The following is a 22,363-nucleotide window of genomic DNA, read 5'->3' as shown; positions in this document are numbered from 1 at the left end:
GCAGACCCCACGTCTAATCATATGTTTTAAAATTAACATCCATGACCAGAGCTTCTTTATTGCTTTTGTTGTTTGCATCTTGGTACGTCACCTGGCTTTCCGAAGAGAGCCGCAGCGGCAAACTGGTCTTGCGATCTACAGTCAGATGATATACCGTTTGCACTTTAGCCTGTTTCATCATTTGCTCCATACTCGCTTCACCCTGCTGCCAAACCTGGTTCAATTCCTTCTCAAGCTTCGCCTTGCTCATCCCTTTGATATTACTCGCCCGGTGCATATATTCCGCCTTAATCGCGTTCATCTCGTCGTTTAACTGGGTTGCGGCCCAGGTTTTGGCATCTTCAGGTGCCAGTTCAATCCGCAGGATTCTTGTTCTTCGACCAGAACCGTATTCGGACTTTATCGTTTTGTTCATCCGGTCAATAATCTCCAATTGGGCGATGGGATTGTAACGGGACAGCGATCCACGGAGTGGTTCTTGCTCTGCGGTCAATGCCTCCCATTGTCCCTTTTTTCGCTGAAAAGAGGCACTGAATCCGCTTGGTTGGGCAGTCAGATTAGCAGAAGCGGCATCCATACCGTCTGCCTTAATTGACCCTGCAGCAGTGACGGCTCCAGGGAGTCGTGTCTGAAGCGTCAGCTGATCATGATTTTCCAGCTTCCCTTCAAATTTGAACTGATTTTCAAAAAGTCCGCTGCTCTCTCGTCTTAACCCTGCTTCCCCTACAAAATCCAGCTTCTCCTTACCTGCAATTCCGGATAAGGCCATGGAGAACACTTCTTCTGGAGTACGTTCACGTTGTATCAGCCCACAGCCCGGTGCAGAAATGATAACAACACTCAAAAGCAGCATTAATGTACGCATACCCTGCCTTGTAATCATATAAAATCCATCCTTCCGTCCAAGGTTCTCCATAGCCTGCCCCTCCTGTATACCCTTATACTTCACATCAACGCAAACTTTGCTGCAAAAGAAAAAGAGAGAACAACTCCAATTAATGGAATTGTCCTCTCTTAGCGTGTAACTTCCTGTTCTTCCAGCACGATCCGGTTGCGTCCGTTATGTTTCGCCTCGTAGAGCGCCATGTCTGCCCGGTAGAATAATGATTCCACACTGACCTTGTCATCCATCCAGTTCCACTCGGCTATACCACTGGATACGGTCACGGGTGGCCTGGTCTCTTCCGCCACTCGGCTGCGTATGACCTCTGCATACTCGAGTGCCTGGCGAATCCCCAGCTGCGGCACGTAGATGGCCAGCTCTTCGCCACCCCACCGGGCACAGATATCATCGGAACGAACAGAGGATTTAACAATATCACTAACCTGCTTCAACACCTGGTCCCCGGTTTGATGGCCAAATGTGTCGTTCACCTGTTTGAACTGATCGATATCAACCACAATTAATGAACCACAGAATTCATGGGCCTGCTTTTCGTGAATGATACTATCGAGATAATGTCTGACGTACAGTCCAGTTAACATATCAAGGTTAGCCAAACGGCGAACCTCCGCATGCAGCGTTGCATTGGATAGAGCCAGTCCTACGTGAATGGACAGCATCTGCAGCAGACGATAGTTATCGTATGAGAAATACTGCTGGTTGGGATGACCCAGCAAAATGGTTCCCTTCACTTGACCGTTGACTCGAATCGGTGAAGCCATCAGTGACATAGATCTGGTAATCTCCATAAACACGGAAGACACCTTGGTGTACTGTGCATAATTGGACAGAATGAGCGGTTCTTCTGTCTGATACAGCAGACCAGCGATACCGTAATCCAGCGAAAAGGATTTATGACGCAGTTCCCCAATACTGGATGACATCACCTCGAAACGATTCGTAGTGTCATTCAATTGAAGAATACAACAGGATTCGGCTTGAAAAATGTCCTTTAACTCCAACTCGGCCATTTTATAAATCTCTTTCAACTGCAGACTTCTATTTAGACGTTGTGTCAAATCATTGATTAGACGAAGTTCCTGAATCAACATGTTCGATTGCTCATGTAATTTGGCATTCTCAAAAGCAGTTCCTGCCATATCCGCCATCATGGTGATAAGCTGCAAGTCGGGCTCTTCCATGAGCTCGTCATTCATCTCGATGTGAAACACACCATAGATCCCCTGCTTCCCCTTGAGCGGAAGTCCGACCTCCACAATAGGATTATCGCCCTGATCGGAGCGAATAACTATCGTTTGTCCCTCTTTAAATGAACGGAGACAAATATCTTCCCCATGTTCATGGACAAGCAAGGGTCTGATTCTCGGATTGGAACTGTTGCGATCCTGGGACATGTACAGGTTCATGTGTGTGGTCGGATACAAATAATCGATACTGTCAAATACCTCGTCCAATATGGCATCCACGTCCATTTTGTCATGCATCCGCTGCACGATCTGAAAAAGAATGGACCTCCGATGCTCTTCTCGCGCCGTTTGCTCATGAGCTTTTAGCAGATCTGCCATAAATATGTATTCAAATCTTCGGTAAAAGCAAGTACGATAATGCGCTGCCTCAGATCGAACAATTTCTTCAGACGTTTCATAACGATGAGGCTCGTAAATGAAAGCTGTAAACACGGCAAACATATCCTTGTTGATTCTGGAAAACAGAGGCTCGGCAATGTATAGGAAATCCCCGTGTTCATCTGAACCCCGCAATGATTGTACCCTTCCGGTTTCAAGACACATCATTACCGTCTGAACGGATTCAGGCCTGTCCATAGACTCATCTGCGGTCGTCGCTACACAAAAACCTTCTGTATTCCACACGCTGTAAATCGCAGATGATGCGTTCCAGTTCGAATCATGCTGAGTCAGCCAATCCGTATAGGCTTGCTGCAGCAAGTTTTTCAAATATGAGAAATCAAAAGGTGTGATATCCATTTGCTGCATCCAGAACGCATGCTCATTACGCTGAGCTGCAGAAGATGCGGAATCGCCCGAACTTGGCGAATGCATGCTGGCTGGTAAACTTCCTAGATGTTCTAACATGTCAGGCGCTCCTTTGCACCGTTTTTGCAACCTCTAAAGGGATGCATTAATCTGCAGACGTTATCGCAAACCTGCAAAAACCTTACGATAACCTTAATGTACATGATCATTTAAAGTTAAGATACATTCTATTTTACTCTCTTTATTGCTTTTTTGCATCCATATTTCAGAAAATTGTCCCATTTTTTTGGGCCTAATGACCTATCGACAAATTTAGACGTTTTTTTGCCTTTCTCCTACTCTTGACTTTGTCTCTTTTAAACTGTAATATAAATTGTTGATGAAGACTACTAATGGGTCTTTAAATTTGGGCATTACCGGTTGTGTCACCCTCATTCTTTTTGTTGCTTTCAGGACAGCGGCTGAACTTTCCTGATTGACGTATGTGTGGCCTTGCCCGCATCAACAAATTGGAGCGCAAACAGAGCCCTATATGAACTTTAACTAAAAAGGAGCTACTATAAACATGGCACGTTACACTGGTCCTAAATTTAAATTGAGCCGTCGCCTCGGCATCTCCCTGAGCGGAACAGGCAAAGAATTGAAACGTCCTTTCCCTCCAGGTCAGCACGGAGCTAACCAACGCAGAAAAATGAGCAACTACGGTATGCAGTTGCAAGAAAAACAAAAACTTCGCCACATGTACGGTTTGGGCGAAAAACAATTCCGCACTCTGTTTGCTAGAGCGCAAAAAATGCAAGGTATCGCGGGTGAAAACTTCATGTTCTTGCTTGAGTGCCGCCTTGACAACCTCGTTTACCGTCTTGGATTTGCTAACTCCCGTGCAGGAGCACGTCAGTTGGTATCCCACGGTCACGTAACAGTAAACGGTAAAAAAGTCGATATCGCTTCTTACCAAGTAAGCACTGGGGATGTAATCGGCTTGCGTGAAAGAAGCCGCGGTCTTTCTTCCGTTAAGGAAGCTTTGGAAAACCGTTCGCATCTTCCAGCATACCTTGAATTCAACGACGCTGCTGTAGAAGGTAAATACATCCGTCTGCCTGAGCGTTCCGAGTTGTCCCAAGATATCGACGAAAAACAAATCGTCGAGTTCTACAACCGTTAATCGTTGATTGACATTAAAGCTTCAACCCAAACAGCTGTCGAGATTTTCTCGGCAGCTGTTTTTTAATGTTTTTCTGACTAAAACATTCAGTAATACCAATAAGATACCAATTTAAACACAGACAAACTCAGAGTTAACCAATTCACCAGATATGTGATGATCTTAATACTTTAAGAGCTTATAGACAAAGTACGTCAGAGATGAAAAAACACCACTCATCATGATAATGATTGCTGATTCAAACACCTCTATTCTGATTCCGAACTGATATATTACCAGAATTGTGATTATCACTAATATCATGACTATAAATCCGAGTGAAAATGAAGATTTACAATGCGAAATTACTCTTTCGTCACTTTCGGAGTTCCTAGCCTGACTAGCCCCTTTTTTGTCCGTTGTCAAAATGATGAAGTTTAGAATGGAACACCCCAGTAAACCAAATCCCAACGGCATAGCGAACGACAAATCAGGATTATTCAACGCAAATTTCTGATAAAGAGCAATTGAAAAAACAAACAAGCCGATGATAAACATAGCAATAGAAACTAGAGTCCATTTCCTCACTGTTCGTTCCCCTCTTCCTCAAAAATAAAAACTTGTTCAATATTTTTTTGAAATACCCGGGCAATATGATGAGCCAGCAAGATCGACGGATTGTATCGCCCTTTCTCCAACGAAATAATGGTCTGACGTGATACTTTAACTTTCTCAGCCAAATCCTGTTGCGTCATGTTAAGCTCACGACGGTAGATCTCAATTTTATTTTTCACCAGTATCATTACCTCACTCTAATTTGTAAAGCTTGCTTTACACAAAGCATACATCCTATTTCTAAAATTGTAAAGTAAACTTTACAATTAGACCAATATAATAAATCAGACTGCCGGAAAGCATCTCCACTTTATACCGAACACCTTCTTGTATGCTCATGATATGGTACTTAACCAGGCATAATAAATAACATAAACCAAAATAATGGCAATTTTCGACCATTGCTTGTATTTCTCAGGCATGCAAACCCGCCTTTTTATGCTATAATAAGTGCTGTTAAAAGGAGGAAGACACTGAATGGTTGATGTTAATAAGAAAAAGCCCGATGAACAGCCTGCCCGCAAGCGCAGCTTCGCCCGCAGACTGGGCAGTGTCGTCAAATGGATGGTTGTCCTGGGTTTTATGGGGGCGCTATTTGTAGGCGGTGCTCTGATGGGATACGTCAGTTCCATTGTAAAAGACGAGCCCGTCCGCTCCAGGGCCCTGATTGAACAAAAAGTCAGCGAAAACTCCATCACAGGCTTTGCTTACTTTGCCGACGGTAGCCCGATCGGTCAATTACGTACGGAAGAAGACAGGCGTCCGGTCACCTTTGACCAGATACCACAGAAAGTTATTGATGCTGTCATATCGATTGAAGACAATCATTTTTACGAACATAAAGGTGTAGATATGAGCGGAACGCTCCGAGCCGTGAAGCAGAAGGTGCTGAAAGAGTCTGTGCAAACGGGCGGAAGTACGCTGACTCAGCAATTGGCACGGCGTGTGTTCTTGAATCTGGATCGTACCGAAGACCGTAAAGTGAAGGAGATACTGCTATCCTTGCGACTTGAACGATTCCTGACCAAGAACGAGATCATGACCGCGTATCTGAATAAAGTTCCTTTTGGTAATGGCTCCAGTGGATATAATGTGTATGGGATCAAGGCAGCTGCCAAAGGATTATTCAACATTAATGATCTGGAGAAAATAAACACGGCTCAGGCAGCCTATCTTGCCGGATTGCCTCAGCTCCCCTCCTCTTACTCTGCCTTTAACGGAAAAGGCGACTTTGTAGAGGATAATTTTGAGCGTGCAATCAACCGCCAGCATCTGGTGTTACGCCGTATGCTTGAGCTTGGCAAAATCAATCAAACCGAGTATGACGAAGCTCTTGCTTTTGATATCAAGAGTTCACTGGCACCGAAGACCGTCAAGGCTTACAACACTTATCCATATCTTATGATGGAAACCGAACGCCAGGCTGCACAAATTTTGATGAAACAAATGAATGCTGACACAGCAGCTGAAGGAACCTCCGAGGGTTCAGATTCTACCGAGGATGGGACCCAAAAGGAAAGCAGCGCTCTGCTCGAAGAAGCTCAGCAGCAATTGCGTACAGGTGGGTACCGCATATACACAACGATTAACAAAAGTGTGTACAAAACCATGCGTACCATTGCCGAGAATGACAGCAATTTTGCTGCGGACGATCCCAAAAAAGGAAAAGAACAGACTGCAGCCATCATGATTGATCACAAAACCGGGGCTATTCTGGGGATGATTGAAGGCCGGAGCTTCCAGGATGAACAGATGAACTACGCAACCCAGATGGTGCGTCAGCCAGGTTCAACGATGAAGCCTATTGCCGCCTATCTGCCTGCTCTGGAAGAAGGACTGGTTCAACCAGCGTCCATCATTGATGATTCACCGATCATTCTTAAGGATGGAGGTTCAAACGGCTTCCATATTCCGAAGAATGCGAACAATCGTTATCAGGGACTTGTAACCGCTCGTAGAGCACTGAACTATTCCCTGAACGTTCCTGCACTAAAGCTATTCAATGAAGACGTCGGGATCGAAAAAGCTTGGGCATTCTCCAAGAAGCTTGGCATAACGACTATTCAGCAGCAAGACTATCAGGCTCAGACGGGTGTTCTCGGGGGACTCCAGTACGGTGTAACCGTGGAAGAACTCACGAATGCTTACGGAGCTATTGCGAACAATGGGGTATATAACGACTCCTACATGATTAGCAAAATTGTAGACTCCAAAGGAAATATCGTTTACAAGCATGAATCCGAACCTGTTCAGGCATTTTCCGAACAGACGGCGTACCTCATGACGGACATGTTAAGAACCGTAATTACCGAAGGTACTGCGGATAAGGTACGCGAAACATATAAGTATACGAAAAGTGCACCTATCGTAGGAAAAACCGGTTCAACGCAAAACTATGCCGATGTTTGGTTTGAAGGCTATACACCTGATGTTACGCTCGGTGTGTGGGTTGGATACAAACAGCCTGTTAACACTCTTGAAACCAAATCTCAGCGTAAACGTGCCCAGCAGCTCTGGTCTCAGATTATGAATGAAGTCGTTGCAACCGACAAGGAACTGTTCGTGACGGATTCATTCAAGAAACCATCGGGCATTGAAACACGTACGGTCTCTGCCTATAGCGGCAAATTGCCAACATCACTGACTGACAAATTTGTAACCGATATTTTCAACAGCAAATTTATTCCCAAAGATAGTGATGATGGTGTCGCCAAAGCAAAATACATTACCTACAATGGTGTAAACTACATCCCTCGTGATGAAACACCTGGCGACATGCTGAAGGAGAAGACGGTTATTAAACGGAAGAAACCAATCTCCGATCTGATCAAGGAATTGCAAAATGCATTTTCACGGATGAGCCGTCACGAATCCCTTGCCTATTACCTGCCAGAAGATGCGGATGCAGACATGCCAACACAAGTCGACCCGAGATCGGACAATGGCAAGGCACCAGATGCACCAGGGAATGTGAGGATATCCGTTGCTAATGGCAAAGCTGTAATTACATTTAACGCAACACCTGAAAATGACGTTGTCGGATATCGGTTGTATCGCTCCGTAAATGGTGCCGGCTTCCAGAACCAGGGCCAAGTTGTCCTGACAGGTGAATCCAGATCATTTACAGCATACGCACAGGGCGGGAATTTCACTTTCTATGTTACCGCTGTCGATGTAGCCGGCAAAGAGTCTGCTCCTAGTGCTACGGTTAGCAGTGCAGGAGTGTCAGATCCACTCCCGGATGAGGAAGTAAAAGAACCGATCAATGTTCCTGGAACCATCGTTGAGCCGGAAGAGAATGAGAACGATAACGCCGCAACCACCGTTCCAGGTACCCCTGGACAGGTTAGCGTAGCAGCTCTCACCCAAGGATTGCGCATTCAATGGGCCTCCAATCCAGAGAGCGATGGTGTACAGAGCTATGCCGTCTATTACAGTGAAACGGGCTCCGCCCCTTACACCAAGATTGGAACAACTTCGGGTACCTCAATGGATTACGGTGTACCTGCCTCTACAAGCGGATGGTTCAAAGTATCTGCCATTAACAGTGTAGGAGAATCCGAGCCCTCTGTTGCTGTCCCATATCAACCGTAAGGATTGCCGTAACGCACGTTTTTTTAAGCCCCCACCCTCATTATTAGAGGATGGGGGCTTTTCTTCATATAATAAAAAGCCTGATCTGCATCTTACGCAAATCAGGCTTGTTCTTAAAAATACAGGCACCGCGTATTCGGTAATTAATCTTCATCGGTTATTAATCTTCAATAGTGGACAGATCACCTGTCGGCAAATCGAGCTCCCAAGCCTTCAGCACACGTCGCATAATTTTACCGGAACGAGTCTTGGGCAATTTATCCTTAAACTCGATCTCTCGCGGAGCTGCATGAGCAGACAAGCCCTCTTTTACAAATCGATAGATCTCTTCCTTCAACTCAGGAGTCGCTTCATAGCCTTCACGCAGCGCCACGAACGCCTTGATGATCTCCCCGCGCGTGACATCCGGCTTACCGATGACTCCGGCCTCTGCTACGGCAGGATGCTCTACGAGCTTGCTCTCCACTTCAAACGGACCAATACGTTCTCCGGAAGAATTGATTACATCATCGATCCGGCCCTGGAACCAGAAATACCCTTCTTCGTCCATATACGCCGAATCCCCGGATACATACCAGCCAGACAGCCTGAAATATTCATCATATTTGGCCGGGTTGTTCCAAATTTTCGCCATCATGGATGGCCAAGGTGTACGTATGGCGAGGTTCCCCATGCTATATGGAGGGAGTTCCTGTCCCCGGTCATCGATAATAGCTGCTTCAATACCAGGTAGCGGCCGCCCCATTGAACCAGGCTTAATCGGCATCTCTGGATAGTTACAAATCAGCTGTGCTCCGGTCTCCGTCATCCACCAGGTATCATGAATCCGCTGACCATAGGCTTTCCATCCCCAACGCACCACTTCTGGATTGAGCGGTTCTCCAACCGACATTACATGGCGCAAGCTGCTGAGATCATGTTGTGCAATAGTCTCGTCCCCTGCACCCATCAGCATACGGAACGCGGTCGGGGCACTGTACCAGACGCTGACTTTATTTTTCTCAATGGTGCTGTACCAATCTTGCGGGCTGAATCGGCCCCCACGAATGACATTGGTCACTCCATTCAGCCATGGAGCAAAGATCCCGTATGATGTACCTGTTACCCATCCTGGGTCAGCCGTACACCAGTACACGTCATTTTCACGTAAATCAAGAACTACCTTGCCTGTATAGTAATGCTGAATCATGGCATTTTGGACGTGATAGACACCCTTAGGCTTGCCTGTTGAGCCCGATGTATAGTGAATAAGCAAACCGTCCTCACGATTCAGCCATTCCACTTCCATATCATCCGAGGCTGCAGACATCTCTGCGTCAAAGTCGATTAAACCCTCTTCGGTCTGGGTACCTCCACCCACAACAAAGATATGCTTCAGTTCCGGCAGTTCCGCACGTTTAATGCGTCCCAGCAGTTCTGGCGTCGTGACGAGGGCTACGGCCCCGCTATCCTCCAGCCGGTCCTTGACTGCCGTCTCCATAAAAGCCTCAAACAGAGGTCCGGCTATAGCTCCTGCTTTTAACACACCAAGAAGGCTGAAATACAACTCAGGACTTCTTGGCATAAAAATAAACACCCGGTCTCCCCGGACAATACCATATTTGCGCAGGACATTCCCAAAACGGTTCGATTGCTCGCTCAAATCCGCAAAAGTATACGCTTCTTCACGCGAAGCATCACTGTATAACAGTGCCGTTCTCCCGCCTCTTCCTTCCAGTACATGACGATCAATCGCTTCATGCGCCATGTTGACTTTTCCGCTGGCGTGCCACGTAAAGTGCCTCTCCACCGATTCCCAATCAAACCGGCTTCGGGCCTCTGTGTAATCGCCCAGGTTAGATTCAGACACAACCGTTTGCAGCATCTCACCATGTGCTTGACTCATGCTTGCCAGCCTCCTTCAACTCGACATTTCGATTTCCCATAATGGGTTACTTCTCATTGCCTTTGTGTTGACTGAACTTCCAGTTAGCGCTTACATTAATAGAGAGAGATTCTCATCATGTACCTGTCTGGCCAAACCAATGAACTCAAATCTGCTTGAATTGTGAACGTTTTTTGTCTACGCAATTATAGCAAATCTACACAATCATCGTCTATGGGTTTTCAATTTTTTGATTTTTTGCTATAAGTAGGGGGAGAGAGGAGCATGAACCATGGAGCATATCAAGGCGTATCATATGCGTTCCATTTTCAAGTCCGGCCACCGAGTCACGGTAGAAGGCCCTGTGCCTCCCGAGGCAATCACCAAACTTGCGTTCCATCCTGATCTGGATGCCTTTCGTCGTCCTTCTGAGCAGCAGGAAGCGCTAGCTGAGATTGCGGCATTGCCTGAAGGAAGAATCATCATTGCACGTGAAAATGAGACGATTATCGGATATGTTACATTTCACTATGCGGATGATTGTGAACGCTGGTCTGAAGGGAACATGATGGATCTTATTGAGCTCGGAGCTATCGAAGTGGCTGACGAATACCGTTCACTCGGGGTCGGACGCGAGATGCTGCTCACCGCATTTGAAAATGGACAGATGGAAAGATATATTGTTTTCACCACGGAATATTACTGGCATTGGGATCTGAAGGGCAGCGGCCTTTCCGTCTGGGATTATCGCAAAATGATGGAGCGACTGATGCAGGCTGTCGACATGACGTGGTACGCCACGGACGATCCCGAGATTTGCTCCCATCCGGCCAACTGTCTCATGGTGCGCATCGGCAGTGAAGTACCCATGTCCTCCGAGGAACAATTCGACCGTGTACGGTTTCGTCATCGCTTCATGTATTAATATACATTGAGAAATACATTTATCTAAAAAAACCGTCTCTCTAGGCAGCTCCAGATAGCAAAATGGAACTGCCCACGAAAGGCGGTTTTCGATTATAGACTCATACTTGTATGGCAGCTTCTGAAAGAGACTCCAAATTACATATTTTCAAGCATGTGCTCGACAATCCGATGGGAACGCTGAGAAGATTGCACGGTAAATTCAGCAAAGTTCACATGAGCCGACCCGTCCGCTTTATCGGACATGCCGCGCAGCACAACAAAAGGAACCCGATTCATGAAGCTAACCTGAGCGACGGCAGCTCCCTCCATCTCCGCACATGCTCCATCCATTTCGGTGTACAGCATGTTCACGGTCTCCTTGCTCGCAATAAACTGATCTCCGGACAATACCTTACCAATCAGATACTTGGCTCCCTGTGCCTTACACGCTTCCTCTGCTAATGCAATCAGAGCAGGTTCCGCGGGGAATGCGGAGGTTTCCTGATACGGGATCACTCCCCGTTCGAAGCCGAGAGGAGTCACGTCCATGTCATGCTGAACGCATACGGATGAGATTACGATATCTCCAATGTTCAGTTCAGGGTTCACTGCGCCGGCAACACCCGTAAATATAATCCGGTCCACTTGGAAACGATCGATCAAAATTTGCGTGGTCACCGCCGCGTTTACTTTGCCGACACCCGATTTACACACCACGATCTGTTTGCCCAGCCATTCACCCGCCACATACGTAATGCCAGTTTGCTTCACCGTCTCCAGCTGCTTCATGCCAGCCAGCAGAAGTTCTACTTCTTCATCCATAGCTCCAATGATCCCAATCGTTTCCTTCAATTTCGCTACCCCCTATTCACTTCCGGACCTGTCCGGTTCGCACTGATTCATCCTCATGAAGCACAAAAGCTCCGTCTCCGGAGCTTCCGTAATTCCATTATGTAGAGAGAATTCCTTCTCCCTTTTCAAAATTGCCTATGCTTAGCCAGCGTGGCTTACCGACAGACGAAGAATCGTTTCATGCGGCAAAATAACCCGTGGGTTCTCCACATTTTCCTTCTTCATCAACTTGGTGAGCAAACGCATGGCTACTGCGCCAAGGTCATACATCGGCTGTGCCACCGTTGTCAATTGAGGACGAACCATGGAAGCCATACGAATGTTATCCACACTAATGATGGAGAAGTCATCTGGTACCTTCAAGCCTTCATCCTGAATGGAGTGAATGGCACCAATGGCCATTTCGTCCGTTGCAGCAAAGATAGCGGATGGTCTCTTCTTCAGTCCGAGGAAATATTTCATTGCTTCCACACCGGACTCGTAACGATAGTTACCGATCCGTACCAGATCCTCCTGATATTCCATTCCCGCTGCTTCAAGTGCTTTTTTGTACCCTTGGAAACGGGCATACCCGTTCGCAGGATCTTGCAGTGTACCACTGATCATCGCAATTTCCTTATGTCCATGACGAATCAATGTGTTCACCGCATCAAAAGCTGCAGCTTCGTGGTCGATATCCACGGAAGGATATGTTCCCTTCTCGTCACTCGTTGCACAGAGCACGATTGGTACAGCCGCAGACTGAAACGCCTGAATATGTTCATCCGTAACTGTTCCACCCATGAAGAGCAGGCCATCTACCTGTTTCTCCAGAAGCGTGTTGATGACACGGATTTCTTTTTCCTTTTTCTTGTCCGCATTACACAAAATAATGTTGTAGTGATACATATTCGCAATATCCTCAATCCCGCGGGCAATTTCTGCGAAAGTCGAGTTTGAAATGTCCGGAATAACGACCCCGACCGTGGTTGTCTTCTTGCTCGCCAAACCTCTGGCTACCGCATTCGGACGATATCCCAACCGCTCGATGGCTTCATATACTTTTTTGCGCGTTTGTGGCTTAACATTCGGGTTGTTATTTACCACCCGCGATACCGTTGCCATGGACACACCAGCTTCACGTGCCACATCATAAATGGTTACCGTCACAGTACTTCTCTCCATTACCAGTAAATTTTCATACCATTTTCATTAAGATTTATATTACGACAAATTTTTGCATTAATCAATTAAAATAGGCTTTAGGACTCACTTAAAGCATTCGTGAGTGTAGACGAAGTAATATCCGAATGGGAAGTATGCCATACAGGGATTCCGTTTTTGACCAGAATTGCCTGTGGAGATTCGTGCTTAACTCCCAGCTTGTCGGCTGCTTCATTAGACACAGGGCGATCTTCCACGACGTAAATGATGCCATAGTTTACATTTTCATTAGGATTATTTTGCAAATAATTGTTCATCTCCTGATAAGCATTCGCGCTGATCGGGCAGCGTGTGCTGTGCTTAAACAGAAGCAAGGGTTGGTCTTCAGTAGCCTCCACTGCGGAGTTTAGCTGTTCAATACTTGTCATTTTAGTCATGTCAGCCATTTGATATACATCCCCCTTTTTCAGGAATACCGCTATGTTGAGCGTTTTCACTCTAGGATATCTTAACAAAAAGCGCATGAAAAAGCCAATTTTCATGAAAACAAGCATTTAGCACGTCAAAATTAGACAGCATTCGGGAAATGTGCCTGCCATACAAAACCGGACAATTGGCTCAACCTGCGCTCCGTGGTTTCCATCCATTCTTCGTCGCCTGACTTCTGAGCATATCCCATAATATCAAGCAGCAGGTTAATGCGTTCGTTCACGGCTTGCTGCATGTGATGTTCCATCTCGCGATCACTTGCATCTGGCCAGGCCAGCAGTTGTTCGTGAAAGACATCTGCAAGTTCGTTTTGCTTGCCAAAGGATAGATCCTGTTTCACCGGTTGTTCACCCAATTTGCTGATACATTCTTTCAAATCCGGCTTGACCGGCTGTAATACTTCGTATGAAACACAATCCGTGCATGCGAAAACAGGCACATTTCGAATCTCCACTTTCTTCGCATAAACTACAGTTCTCAATTCCAATTCCATTACATGTCCGCATTTGCACGTTTTGCGCACATTCATCACCTCATTCGTTCTATACTCGTATACGTTACCATTCGACCTTTTTCCGCTTAAATCCTGCTGCAAACCATAGGTTGTACAAATTACCACTCCCCCCAAATGCAGGTTGTCGAAAATAAGCTTTCATATATATGAAATCGTTATCCGTACAGGGAAAATGCACAATCATGAAGTGTCATACAGAATCTGTTACAATATAAGTTGCGACATCCTAACCACGGCAAAAGGAGAGATGGTTGTGAGATTAACAGGAAAAAAAGTCATCGCACTGGTCGATGAAGAATTTGAGGATCTGGAGTTGTGGTACCCGGTACATCGTGTGCGTGAAGAAGGTGCCGAGGTACATCTGGCCGGAGAGAAAAAAGGTAAAGTCTACATCGGAAAATACGGTGTTCCCGCTGAAGCGGAATACAGCTTCGATGAACTGGACAGTTCACAATATGATGGCATTCTCGTGCCAGGCGGCTGGGCACCTGACAAGCTCCGCCGTTATCCGAAAGTCCTTGAACTGGTGAAGGACATGCATGCAGATCGCAAGCCGATTGGGCAGATCTGTCACGCTGGCTGGGTGCTGATCTCCGCCAAAATTCTGGATGGGGTCACCGTAACTTCCACACCAGGCATTCGGGACGATATGGAAAATGCCGGAGCAATCTGGAAGGATGAAGCCGTTGTTGTCGATGGACATATCATTTCGGCTCGTCGTCCGCCTGATCTTCCTCCCTATGGCAAAGCATTCTGTGATGCACTTGCTGAAAAGTAAATCAGGAATACAAAAAAGCCCTTCGCTCATGGCGAGGGCTCTTTTTTGTATCATCTTAACTCAAATGGTATAAAAATGAATACTAATTTAAAGGTATTTTCATGCCTTAATGGATTCAAGATGCATTGGATCCGCTTTGTTCATCAGGATTTCCTGTTGAATCATTATATTTCTGCAAACGCTGCTCAATGTCTGCACTAGTTCTCATTGCAAAGCAGTCACGCGCCGCTTCTTTGGCGTCCACGGCTGTTGTGTTCAGCACCCTGTGCTTCACCCGCAGCAGAGATTGCGGTGACATGCTAAGATTACGAATGCCCAGCTCCAGCCAAAGTGGAACGGAACGTTCGTCACCTGCCATCTCCCCGCATACACTAACCTCAATTCCAGCAGTGCGAGCAGCATCGACCGTTGCACGCAGCATTCGCAGAACTGCCGGATGATACGGATGGTACATGTGAGCAATCTGTTCATTCATACGGTCTACAGCCAGCACGTACTGTACCAGATCATTTGTCCCGATGCTGAAGAAATCCGCTTCCTCGGCCAGCAGATCAGCAATCATGACTGCCGCAGGCACTTCGATCATGATTCCCACTTTAATATGAGGATCATAAGCAATTTGACGTTCATCCAGATCGGCCATCGCTTCACGCAGAATCTCATTGGCCTGTCTAAGCTCTTCCACAGAGGAGATCATGGGATACATAATCTTGACGTTCCCTGCCGCACTGGCCCGCAGAATTGCCGTGAGCTGTGTCTTAAACAGGTCCTTGCGATCCAGGCTGATCCGGATGGCCCGATAACCCAAAAATGGATTATCCTCTTCAGGCAATTCGAAATAATCGAGCTGTTTGTCACCACCAATATCCAGTGTACGAATGACCACGGATTGACCTGCCGTCTTCTCCGCTACCAAACGATACACCTCATACTGTTCCTGCTCGCCTGGGAAGGTAGCACGGTCCATGTACAAAAATTCCGTGCGGAACAGTCCTACACCTTTGGCCCCGTGCTTGAGAGCCAGATCCAGCTCCTTCACGGAGCTGATGTTCGATGCCAAATGCAGCACTGCACCGTCCTTCGTGATCGCATCCACTGTAGCGAGTACCTGGAGCTGTTCCTTTTTCTTCAGCTGTTTGCTGCGAATCATGGTGTACCGTTCAATGGTCTTGCGATCCGGTTCCGTGAATACCAAGCCGTTATCACCATCCACCACTAACATATCCCCGGTGTCCACTGGCATGCCAACACTCGCTTCCAAACCGGAAACGAGGGGGATGCCAAGCGCACGGGCCATAATTGCCGAATGCGACGTCTTGCCACCGATCAGGGTCACAATGCCCAGTACGTGACTGGGATTCAGATGGGCCAGCTGCGATGGAGACAGTTCCTTGGCTACAAGTATATAAGGTTGAGTATCCGAAGGGAGCGTAATCTCCGGGGCTCCCAGCAAATGCTTCAACAATCGGTTGCCGACATCCTTGATGTCGATCGCCCGTTCCTTCATATATTCATCATCCAGCAAATCGAACATAGTAACAAAGTGGTCAATGGCTTCTTTTACCGCCACTTCTGCCGCTTTGTACTGTCGTTCAATAATGCCGCGAATCTCGTTCATGAATACCGGATCTTCCAGAATGGCCAGATGTGCATCAAAGATGCTGGACTCCTCCGGACCTACGACTTCCTTGAACTCATTCTTGATAAATTCGATCTCATCCTTCGATGTCCGTATTCCCTCGTACAGCCGTTCGAACTCCTGGGCGAGATCCACCGAGTCCATCTTCTGGTCCGGAAGATCCCATTCCCAACTGGGCAGGACAAATGCTTTGCCGATGGCTACGCCTGCAGCTCCATTGATGCCTTGTATCTTCATTCTACCCCTCCAACGTTCCTGTCATAGAGCACCACGGACATGACGGATGCCTGACCTTTCTTGACTTGCTTAAATGGAGCAAAACTCCATGATTTGACACGATCCGGATTCGTGATCACCATCGGTGTAGTCAGCGACGCTGCCTCTGCCCGCAATACAGCCAGATCAAACTTGATCAGCAACTGCCCGGGCTCGACGGTATCTCCTTCCTGAACGAAGGCTTCAAAATGCCCCTTCAGCTGTGAGGTATCGATACCGATATGAAGCAGGACCTCAAGTCCTTCCCGAGTGGATATGCCCAAAGCATGCATCGTCGGATACAGGTGCATGATTGTTCCGTAGACTGGTGACACAAGCTCTCCCTTTTCCGGAACAAAAGCCACCCCATCCCCAACCAGCTTCGCAGCAAAGATCTGGTCAGGCACCTCTTCGATCGGCAGCATTTTGCCTTGTACCGGTGCACAGAACAGGACTTGCGGCAAATCCCGCTCCAGGAGCTTGGCGATCTCTTCGCGAATCAATTCGGAATACGTGCCAAACACGACCTGGACGTTACCACCACCGAGCTTAATCAGCCCCGCAGACCCCATACTCTTCATAGCTCCTGTATCGATGAGACGGTCGTTGTGCACCGTCAGACGAAGCCGTGTAATACATGCCTCTACCTGAACGATGTTCTCCTTCCCCCCCAATGCTTCCAGGATCAATGGTGCCTGGTAAGGAATATTCCCCACCCAATCCTCCAGCATGGAGCCTTCTTCCCGTCCTGGCGTTGGAATCTTGAACGTACGAATGGCCCAGCGAAACAGGAAGTAATAAACCAGCCCATATAGTATGCCAATCGGTATGAGTTTCCAAGCATTCTCTGATAGATGGAAGTTGAGTATGTAATCGATAATGCCTGCGGAATAAGAGAAGCCGTGCCTGATATCAAGCCAATAACCAATCCACATCGCAAGTCCCGACATGACGGCATGTACGATAAACAGATAAGGTGCTGCAAACAAAAAGGCAAATTCAATCTGCTCGGATACACCTGTCAGAAAACAAACCAGCGCAGAAGTGAGAAATGTCTTTTTGATCTTCGGTTTCAGATCTTCCCTTGCCTCCTGAATAATTGCAAAGGCAATGGCAGGTATGGCAAACATCATGATGGGAAACAAGCCTGCCATAAAGTAACCCGCGGTTGGATCGCCTGCAAAAAAGCGTGGCAGATCCCCCTGTACAATGTTACCGTCCGACGTTTCATAGGTCCCCAGCTGAAACCAGAACACATTATTAAGCAAGTGGTGCAGTCCAAAAGCCACCAATACTCTGTATAGCACCCCGTAAATGAACAAACCAAAACCCCCGAGACTGTATTCCCAAGCGGCGATTGCATTCAGTCCATGCTGTAATATGGGGGCGAGCCACAGCATGAAACAGGAAAACAGCGCCGAGCACAGCCCAACGATTAGCAATACAAACCTGGAACCGCCAAAAAATTGCAATATCTCAGGCAGCTTGATGCTTTTGAACCGATTATGTGTCACCCCGGCGAGAGCGCCGAGAATAATTCCAACTAAAGAAGCTGGCTGTATGGTTCCATCCCCGAAATGGCGAGTGACCTGATCATATATAACGATACCGGCCAAAGCGGCAAGTCCCGCTTGTCCGGCCTGGTTGGAGAGTCCCAATGCTACACCGACAGCAAACAAATACGGCAAAAAATAAAAAATACCGTGTCCGGCCACGGTAGACACTTCACCAACAACTTTCAATCCCCAGGCGTCCCAGGGCAAACTGCCAACACTCAGCAAAATTGCGGCTGCGGGCAGGACCATTGTAGGCAGCATTACCGCTCGTCCGAGCTGCTGCAAGGATCCGAGCCAATTCATGGCGACCTCTCCTTTCTATCCTAGATGGTAAGCTTTACGAAACGTTTTGTCAAAGCAAAACGGTAAGCTGCTGGAAATTTGCCGTAAACTCTTATGACTTGCCACCAAATGACCACCACAGATACGATCTGAAGGCAAGAAAGCAGTTCAAATCGGAGGAACGTTCGCTGCTCTAAACACAGAAAAATCCCGTTAACTTGAAGTTAACGGGATCAGGTCTATTCCATATTCGCTTAACCGCGTCCTGCACCGCGCAGAACGATGGAGTCCTCCACCTTGATGCAGCGGTTCGTTACGGCAGTCATTCCGTTCTCTGCCGCAATCTGTACAGCCTCATCATTGTGAATGCCAAGCTGGAGCCACAACACGTTTGCTTTGATGGCTGCCGCTTCACGAGCTACTTCCGGTGTATATTCGCTGCGACGGAATACATTTACAATATCCACGGGCTCGGGAATATCCGCCAGGGTTGCATATACTTTCTCACCAAGGATCTCTCCCTGTGCTTGTGGATTAACCGGAATGATCCGATATCCTCTGCTCTGCATGGCTTCTGCAACCATGTAGGATGTCCGATCCGATTTGTCCGATAAGCCGACGACTGCGATGTTGCCTGCCTTGCGTAAAAGTTGCCCAATTTCTTCGCGAGTTGGATTGTTAAATTCCATGTTCAAGCACCATCCTTTTCTGCTTAAAGTGCGTGTTCAAAAAGACCAGTTTTCAGTACCGAGAAGATGGGATGAAGCTAGAAATGGAGTAGCGGAGCGTAGGGAAAACTACGTGAGCAACGGACATTTCGGCTGAATTCCATATTCGATGCTGATGATGCCGCTAGGCATCCTTCGTAATCAAAAGCGGACTTTTTGAACAACCTCTTAAACGTGTTATTTTACTCTTTTACCCATTGAACCGAAGCGCCAAGCGCCTGCAAATGATCGAAATATTGTGGATAGGACTTGGCTACGTGGTGTGCATCCCGAATACGAAGCGGCTCCTTGGAACGAAGGCCAACCACGGTCAATGCCATGATAACGCGATGATCGAAGTGGGCATTAATCTCTACGCCGCCTTCAACGCCCTCCGGACGTCCGTGAACGATAATCTCGGCCTGACGCTCTTCCACGTTAGCCCCAGCCTTCCGCAGCTCGTTGAGGTAATCCGTAATTCGGTCACATTCCTTGTAGCGCAGGTTCTCTACATTATAAAACCGTGAGGTCCCTTCCGCAAATACAGCCGCGGCTACCATCGCCAAAACAGCGTCCGTCGCTGCATCTCCGTCAAATTCTACGGCTTTCAATTTTCCGTTACCTTGTACATGTACCACATCATTTTCATGCGTCAGCGGCACTTCCATCATGCGCAGAACGTCAACAATTGCACGCTCTCCTTGTTTGCTCTGTTCCATCAGGCGCAGAATCTTCACATCCGATTGAGTAACCGCCGCTGCAGCCAGAACTGCAGCCGAACCAGGATAGTCTCCCTGAACGGTATACGTCTGCGGTTGATAAGCCTGACCACCAGGTACGCGGAAAGACATGTAATCATCGCTCGCATGAATAATGATTCCTGCTTGTTCAAGAACTTCAAGTGTTTGACCGATCACCACTTTGGACTTGAGGTCATTCAATACTTCAATGGTGCTATCTTCCGCAAGAAGCGGAGTAACAAAAAGCAATGCGCTCAGATATTGGGAACTCACTGATCCGGACACACGGATATGTCCGCCCTTGGCATTACCGCCTTTGATCGTGATCGGCAGTCGTCCTTGTTCATGCTGCACTTCAACACCGAGCTGGCCAAGAGCATCAATCAGGTCGTCATGCGGACGTTTACCGAGTGAATCCGGATAGGTATTCACAAAGGTAACTTCAGGACAGAGGGCGGTTACGCCCATCAGGAAGCGAAGCACTGCACCTGCGTTGCCTACATTTAACTCACGCACATTACGAGGATGGCTGCCGAAGCCTTGAATGACGATCTTGCTGTCATCTTCTTCTAGTACGGCTCCAAGATCACGGATACATCTGCGCATCGCATCACTGTCTTCGCTGTGGGCCGGATAATGAATTGTACTTGTACCTTCTGCCAGTGCGGCTGCGAGCAGATAGCGGGTAGTGTAGTTTTTAGAGGAAAGGGCTCCAATTTCCCCATTCAGTGTAGGGGTTGGTTTAACAATTACGTCCATGGATGAAATTCTCCTTCATTGATCAGATTAATCTGCTATATATATTTGTTACAAATAAAACGAAGTCCATTCGCCAAATTGACATCCCCCACAAAGCTTGGGTATCATTATAGGCGTTAAGTCCATACAGAAAAGAGGACCTGAATCATGACTCAAATAGCTGAAATAGAAACATCCGAGCTGCGTCGCCGCCTGCAGGCAGGAGAGAAGCTTCAGATGATAGACGTTCGTGAGGACGAGGAAGTCGCGCAAGGCATGATTGAAGGAGCCAAGCACATCCCGCTGGGACAAATTCCGGACAGATTGTCCGAAATCGAGAAGTCCGGCGAGATCATTCTGATCTGCCGCAGCGGTTACCGCAGCGAGCGTGCCGCCGAGTACTTGCAGCAGCTTGGTTATGCAGGCTGCACCAACATGGTTGGCGGCATGCTGCAATGGCAGCAGGAAGACTAAGCGATCTGGAGCAGGAACCCCACACAGCGTTATCAGGAATCGCGACAAGGCAATTCACCCTGCAGCTTTTGGATTCCGCTCCGCTACAGTCAGTTGTAAACGGGCCATCTGGCCCGTTTTGTTATATTCCCACCAAATCATTGCCCCTCATCATCTGCTTCACAGTCGTAAATCCCTCAATACTTGAGGTCGTAATAGACGTCAAAATGCAGCGAACACAAGCTTAGACGCGGTAATGCGCTAAAATAAGACGAGACACTTCAGCTGCGGATAACTCGGTTGTATCCACTGTGTAATGAGCAAATTTATATGCATCCTTCCGTTCCTTCATAATGGTATGAATGCGCTCCTCTGCATTGCCTGCCAATAGAGGACGTTTATCATCGCCACTCACGCGCTGTACAATTACTGCGGGATCAGCAGTCAGCGCAACAATCCAGCCGTTCTTCGTCATTACATCACAATTGTCAGAACGCAGTACTATACCGCCTCCAGTTGCGATCACCTGCGACTTCTTTTCCAGGACCGAACATAACATGCGGCTCTCGGCATCACGGAAATACGACTCACCTTTGCCTGTGAACAATTCCGGAATCGTACAGCCTTCCTCTTTCTCCACCGCGGCATCCACATCGATCAGCTTGTAACCCAGCTCGCGGGCGAGCATGTCAGCTACCGTAGATTTGCCGGTTCCCATCATGCCTATGAGAATAATATTGTTAGACTTGCTCAAGGGTGTACACTCCTTTATCTCAAGCATTTCATGAGCACTTTTGTCCTATCATAACACAGCCCTGCTGACGGGGGAAGGCCACATTAGGTCTGTTGGAAAACAGACGTATCATGAAAAATGACCCGGAAGCATCCGGCATACCGGAACTCCAGGCCATTCTTCAAGGAAGGGTGTCCCAAACGAGCATGGAGAGCACCCAACCTCATATTAAAGCTGTAAAAGCTTCGAATAAACAAATATATATTATTCCATCCAGTTGTGGTGGAAGCTTCCCTCTTTATCCACACGTTTGAAGGTGTGCGCTCCGAAGTAGTCACGTTGTGCTTGCAGCAGGTTTGCAGGCAAACGCTCTGTACGGTAACTATCGTAGTAGGACAGTGCGCTGGAGAAGCCAGGTACCGGAATACCTTGTTGTACAGCAGCTGCTACGACTTCACGCCAC

18 protein-coding genes and 1 pseudogene are annotated in these 22,363 nt (G+C 47.5%); 5 read left to right on the top strand and 14 right to left on the bottom strand.

Going from position 1 to position 22,363, the window contains the following annotated elements; genetic code table 11:
• Positions 1 to 13: 13 nt before the first annotated feature.
• Both CHI14_RS18610 and CHI14_RS18605 read right to left on the bottom strand, forming a co-directional pair.
• On the bottom strand, positions 14 to 916 hold the full coding sequence (locus CHI14_RS18610) for a hypothetical protein (RefSeq protein WP_095290219.1): 903 nt from the start codon (positions 914 to 916) through the stop codon (positions 14 to 16).
• Positions 917 to 1,014: 98 nt separating this feature from the next.
• On the bottom strand, positions 1,015 to 2,997 hold the full coding sequence (locus CHI14_RS18605; protein WP_095290218.1) for a sensor domain-containing diguanylate cyclase: 1,983 nt from the start codon (positions 2,995 to 2,997) through the stop codon (positions 1,015 to 1,017).
• A gap of 466 nt (positions 2,998 to 3,463) precedes the next feature.
• Between CHI14_RS18605 and rpsD the strand changes: the two genes are divergently transcribed.
• The gene (gene rpsD / locus CHI14_RS18600; protein ID WP_095290216.1) at positions 3,464 to 4,063 is read left to right on the top strand and encodes a 30S ribosomal protein S4; all 600 of its coding nucleotides are present in this window, start codon (positions 3,464 to 3,466) and stop codon (positions 4,061 to 4,063) included.
• A gap of 563 nt (positions 4,064 to 4,626) precedes the next feature.
• On the opposite strand, the gene CHI14_RS18590 is transcribed toward rpsD, so the two are convergent.
• The gene (locus CHI14_RS18590) at positions 4,627 to 4,836 is read right to left on the bottom strand and encodes a helix-turn-helix transcriptional regulator (protein WP_095290539.1); all 210 of its coding nucleotides are present in this window, start codon (positions 4,834 to 4,836) and stop codon (positions 4,627 to 4,629) included.
• 298 nt (positions 4,837 to 5,134) lie between these two features.
• Between CHI14_RS18590 and CHI14_RS18585 the strand changes: the two genes are divergently transcribed.
• A complete protein-coding gene (locus tag CHI14_RS18585) occupies positions 5,135 to 8,251 on the top strand; it encodes a penicillin-binding protein 1A (RefSeq protein WP_095290212.1) in 3,117 nt (1,038 codons plus the stop codon).
• A 160-nt stretch (positions 8,252 to 8,411) separates the two neighbouring features.
• On the opposite strand, the gene acsA is transcribed toward CHI14_RS18585, so the two are convergent.
• On the bottom strand, positions 8,412 to 10,136 hold the full coding sequence (acsA, locus tag CHI14_RS18580) for an acetate--CoA ligase (RefSeq protein ID WP_095290209.1): 1,725 nt from the start codon (positions 10,134 to 10,136) through the stop codon (positions 8,412 to 8,414).
• Positions 10,137 to 10,407: 271 nt separating this feature from the next.
• Here acsA and CHI14_RS18575 point away from each other — a divergent pair, with 271 nt between their 5' ends.
• On the top strand, positions 10,408 to 11,040 hold the full coding sequence (locus CHI14_RS18575; protein ID WP_095290207.1) for a GNAT family N-acetyltransferase: 633 nt from the start codon (positions 10,408 to 10,410) through the stop codon (positions 11,038 to 11,040).
• Positions 11,041 to 11,177: 137 nt separating this feature from the next.
• Here CHI14_RS18575 and CHI14_RS18570 read toward each other — a convergent pair whose 3' ends face one another.
• From CHI14_RS18570 to CHI14_RS18555, 4 genes are all read right to left on the bottom strand, one after another.
• A complete protein-coding gene (locus CHI14_RS18570) occupies positions 11,178 to 11,873 on the bottom strand; it encodes a 5'-methylthioadenosine/adenosylhomocysteine nucleosidase (protein ID WP_095290206.1) in 696 nt (231 codons plus the stop codon).
• 141 nt (positions 11,874 to 12,014) lie between these two features.
• Positions 12,015 to 13,022, bottom strand: a complete 1,008-nt coding sequence (ccpA, locus tag CHI14_RS18565; protein WP_095290204.1) for a catabolite control protein A — start codon at positions 13,020 to 13,022, stop codon at positions 12,015 to 12,017.
• Between the two features lie 92 nt (positions 13,023 to 13,114).
• The gene (ytxJ, locus tag CHI14_RS18560; protein WP_095290202.1) at positions 13,115 to 13,462 is read right to left on the bottom strand and encodes a bacillithiol system redox-active protein YtxJ; all 348 of its coding nucleotides are present in this window, start codon (positions 13,460 to 13,462) and stop codon (positions 13,115 to 13,117) included.
• Positions 13,463 to 13,584: 122 nt separating this feature from the next.
• Positions 13,585 to 13,998, bottom strand: a complete 414-nt coding sequence (locus tag CHI14_RS18555) for a hypothetical protein (RefSeq protein WP_141236704.1) — start codon at positions 13,996 to 13,998, stop codon at positions 13,585 to 13,587.
• 268 nt (positions 13,999 to 14,266) lie between these two features.
• On the opposite strand from CHI14_RS18555, the gene CHI14_RS18550 reads away from it, so the two are divergent.
• The gene (locus CHI14_RS18550) at positions 14,267 to 14,797 is read left to right on the top strand and encodes a type 1 glutamine amidotransferase domain-containing protein (protein WP_095290198.1); all 531 of its coding nucleotides are present in this window, start codon (positions 14,267 to 14,269) and stop codon (positions 14,795 to 14,797) included.
• Positions 14,798 to 14,912: 115 nt separating this feature from the next.
• On the opposite strand, the gene ptsP is transcribed toward CHI14_RS18550, so the two are convergent.
• From ptsP to aroA, 4 genes are all read right to left on the bottom strand, one after another.
• A complete protein-coding gene (gene ptsP / locus CHI14_RS18545; protein ID WP_095290196.1) occupies positions 14,913 to 16,673 on the bottom strand; it encodes a phosphoenolpyruvate--protein phosphotransferase in 1,761 nt (586 codons plus the stop codon).
• The gene (locus tag CHI14_RS18540) at positions 16,670 to 18,550 is read right to left on the bottom strand and encodes a glucose PTS transporter subunit IIA (RefSeq protein ID WP_095290194.1); all 1,881 of its coding nucleotides are present in this window, start codon (positions 18,548 to 18,550) and stop codon (positions 16,670 to 16,672) included. Before CHI14_RS18540 ends, ptsP begins: the two co-directional genes overlap by 4 nt.
• A gap of 233 nt (positions 18,551 to 18,783) precedes the next feature.
• Complete coding sequence (locus CHI14_RS18535) at positions 18,784 to 19,218, bottom strand: CoA-binding protein (protein WP_095290193.1); 435 nt, start codon at positions 19,216 to 19,218, stop codon at positions 18,784 to 18,786.
• A 221-nt stretch (positions 19,219 to 19,439) separates the two neighbouring features.
• Positions 19,440 to 20,735: a 3-phosphoshikimate 1-carboxyvinyltransferase gene (aroA, locus tag CHI14_RS18530; protein WP_095290191.1), complete on the bottom strand. Its 1,296-nt coding sequence runs from the start codon at positions 20,733 to 20,735 to the stop codon at positions 19,440 to 19,442.
• Positions 20,736 to 20,882: 147 nt separating this feature from the next.
• Between aroA and CHI14_RS18525 the strand changes: the two genes are divergently transcribed.
• Entirely contained in the window at positions 20,883 to 21,188 is a 306-nt protein-coding gene (locus tag CHI14_RS18525) for a rhodanese-like domain-containing protein (protein ID WP_095290189.1), read from the top strand.
• 223 nt (positions 21,189 to 21,411) lie between these two features.
• On the opposite strand, the gene CHI14_RS18520 is transcribed toward CHI14_RS18525, so the two are convergent.
• Together CHI14_RS18520 and CHI14_RS18515 are read right to left on the bottom strand one after the other, a co-directional pair.
• Positions 21,412 to 21,921: a shikimate kinase gene (locus CHI14_RS18520; RefSeq protein WP_249281165.1), complete on the bottom strand. Its 510-nt coding sequence runs from the start codon at positions 21,919 to 21,921 to the stop codon at positions 21,412 to 21,414.
• Between the two features lie 243 nt (positions 21,922 to 22,164).
• A pseudogene (locus CHI14_RS18515) lies at positions 22,165 to 22,363 on the bottom strand (NADP-dependent phosphogluconate dehydrogenase); the annotation flags it as partial.

Origin of the sequence: Paenibacillus sp. 7516 (genome assembly GCF_002272715.1) — a bacterium.
Taxonomy (GTDB): Bacteria; Bacillota; Bacilli; order Paenibacillales; family Paenibacillaceae; genus Paenibacillus; species Paenibacillus illinoisensis_A.
Note: the sequence above shows the minus strand (reverse complement) of the source record. Positions and strands in the feature narration are given on the sequence as shown.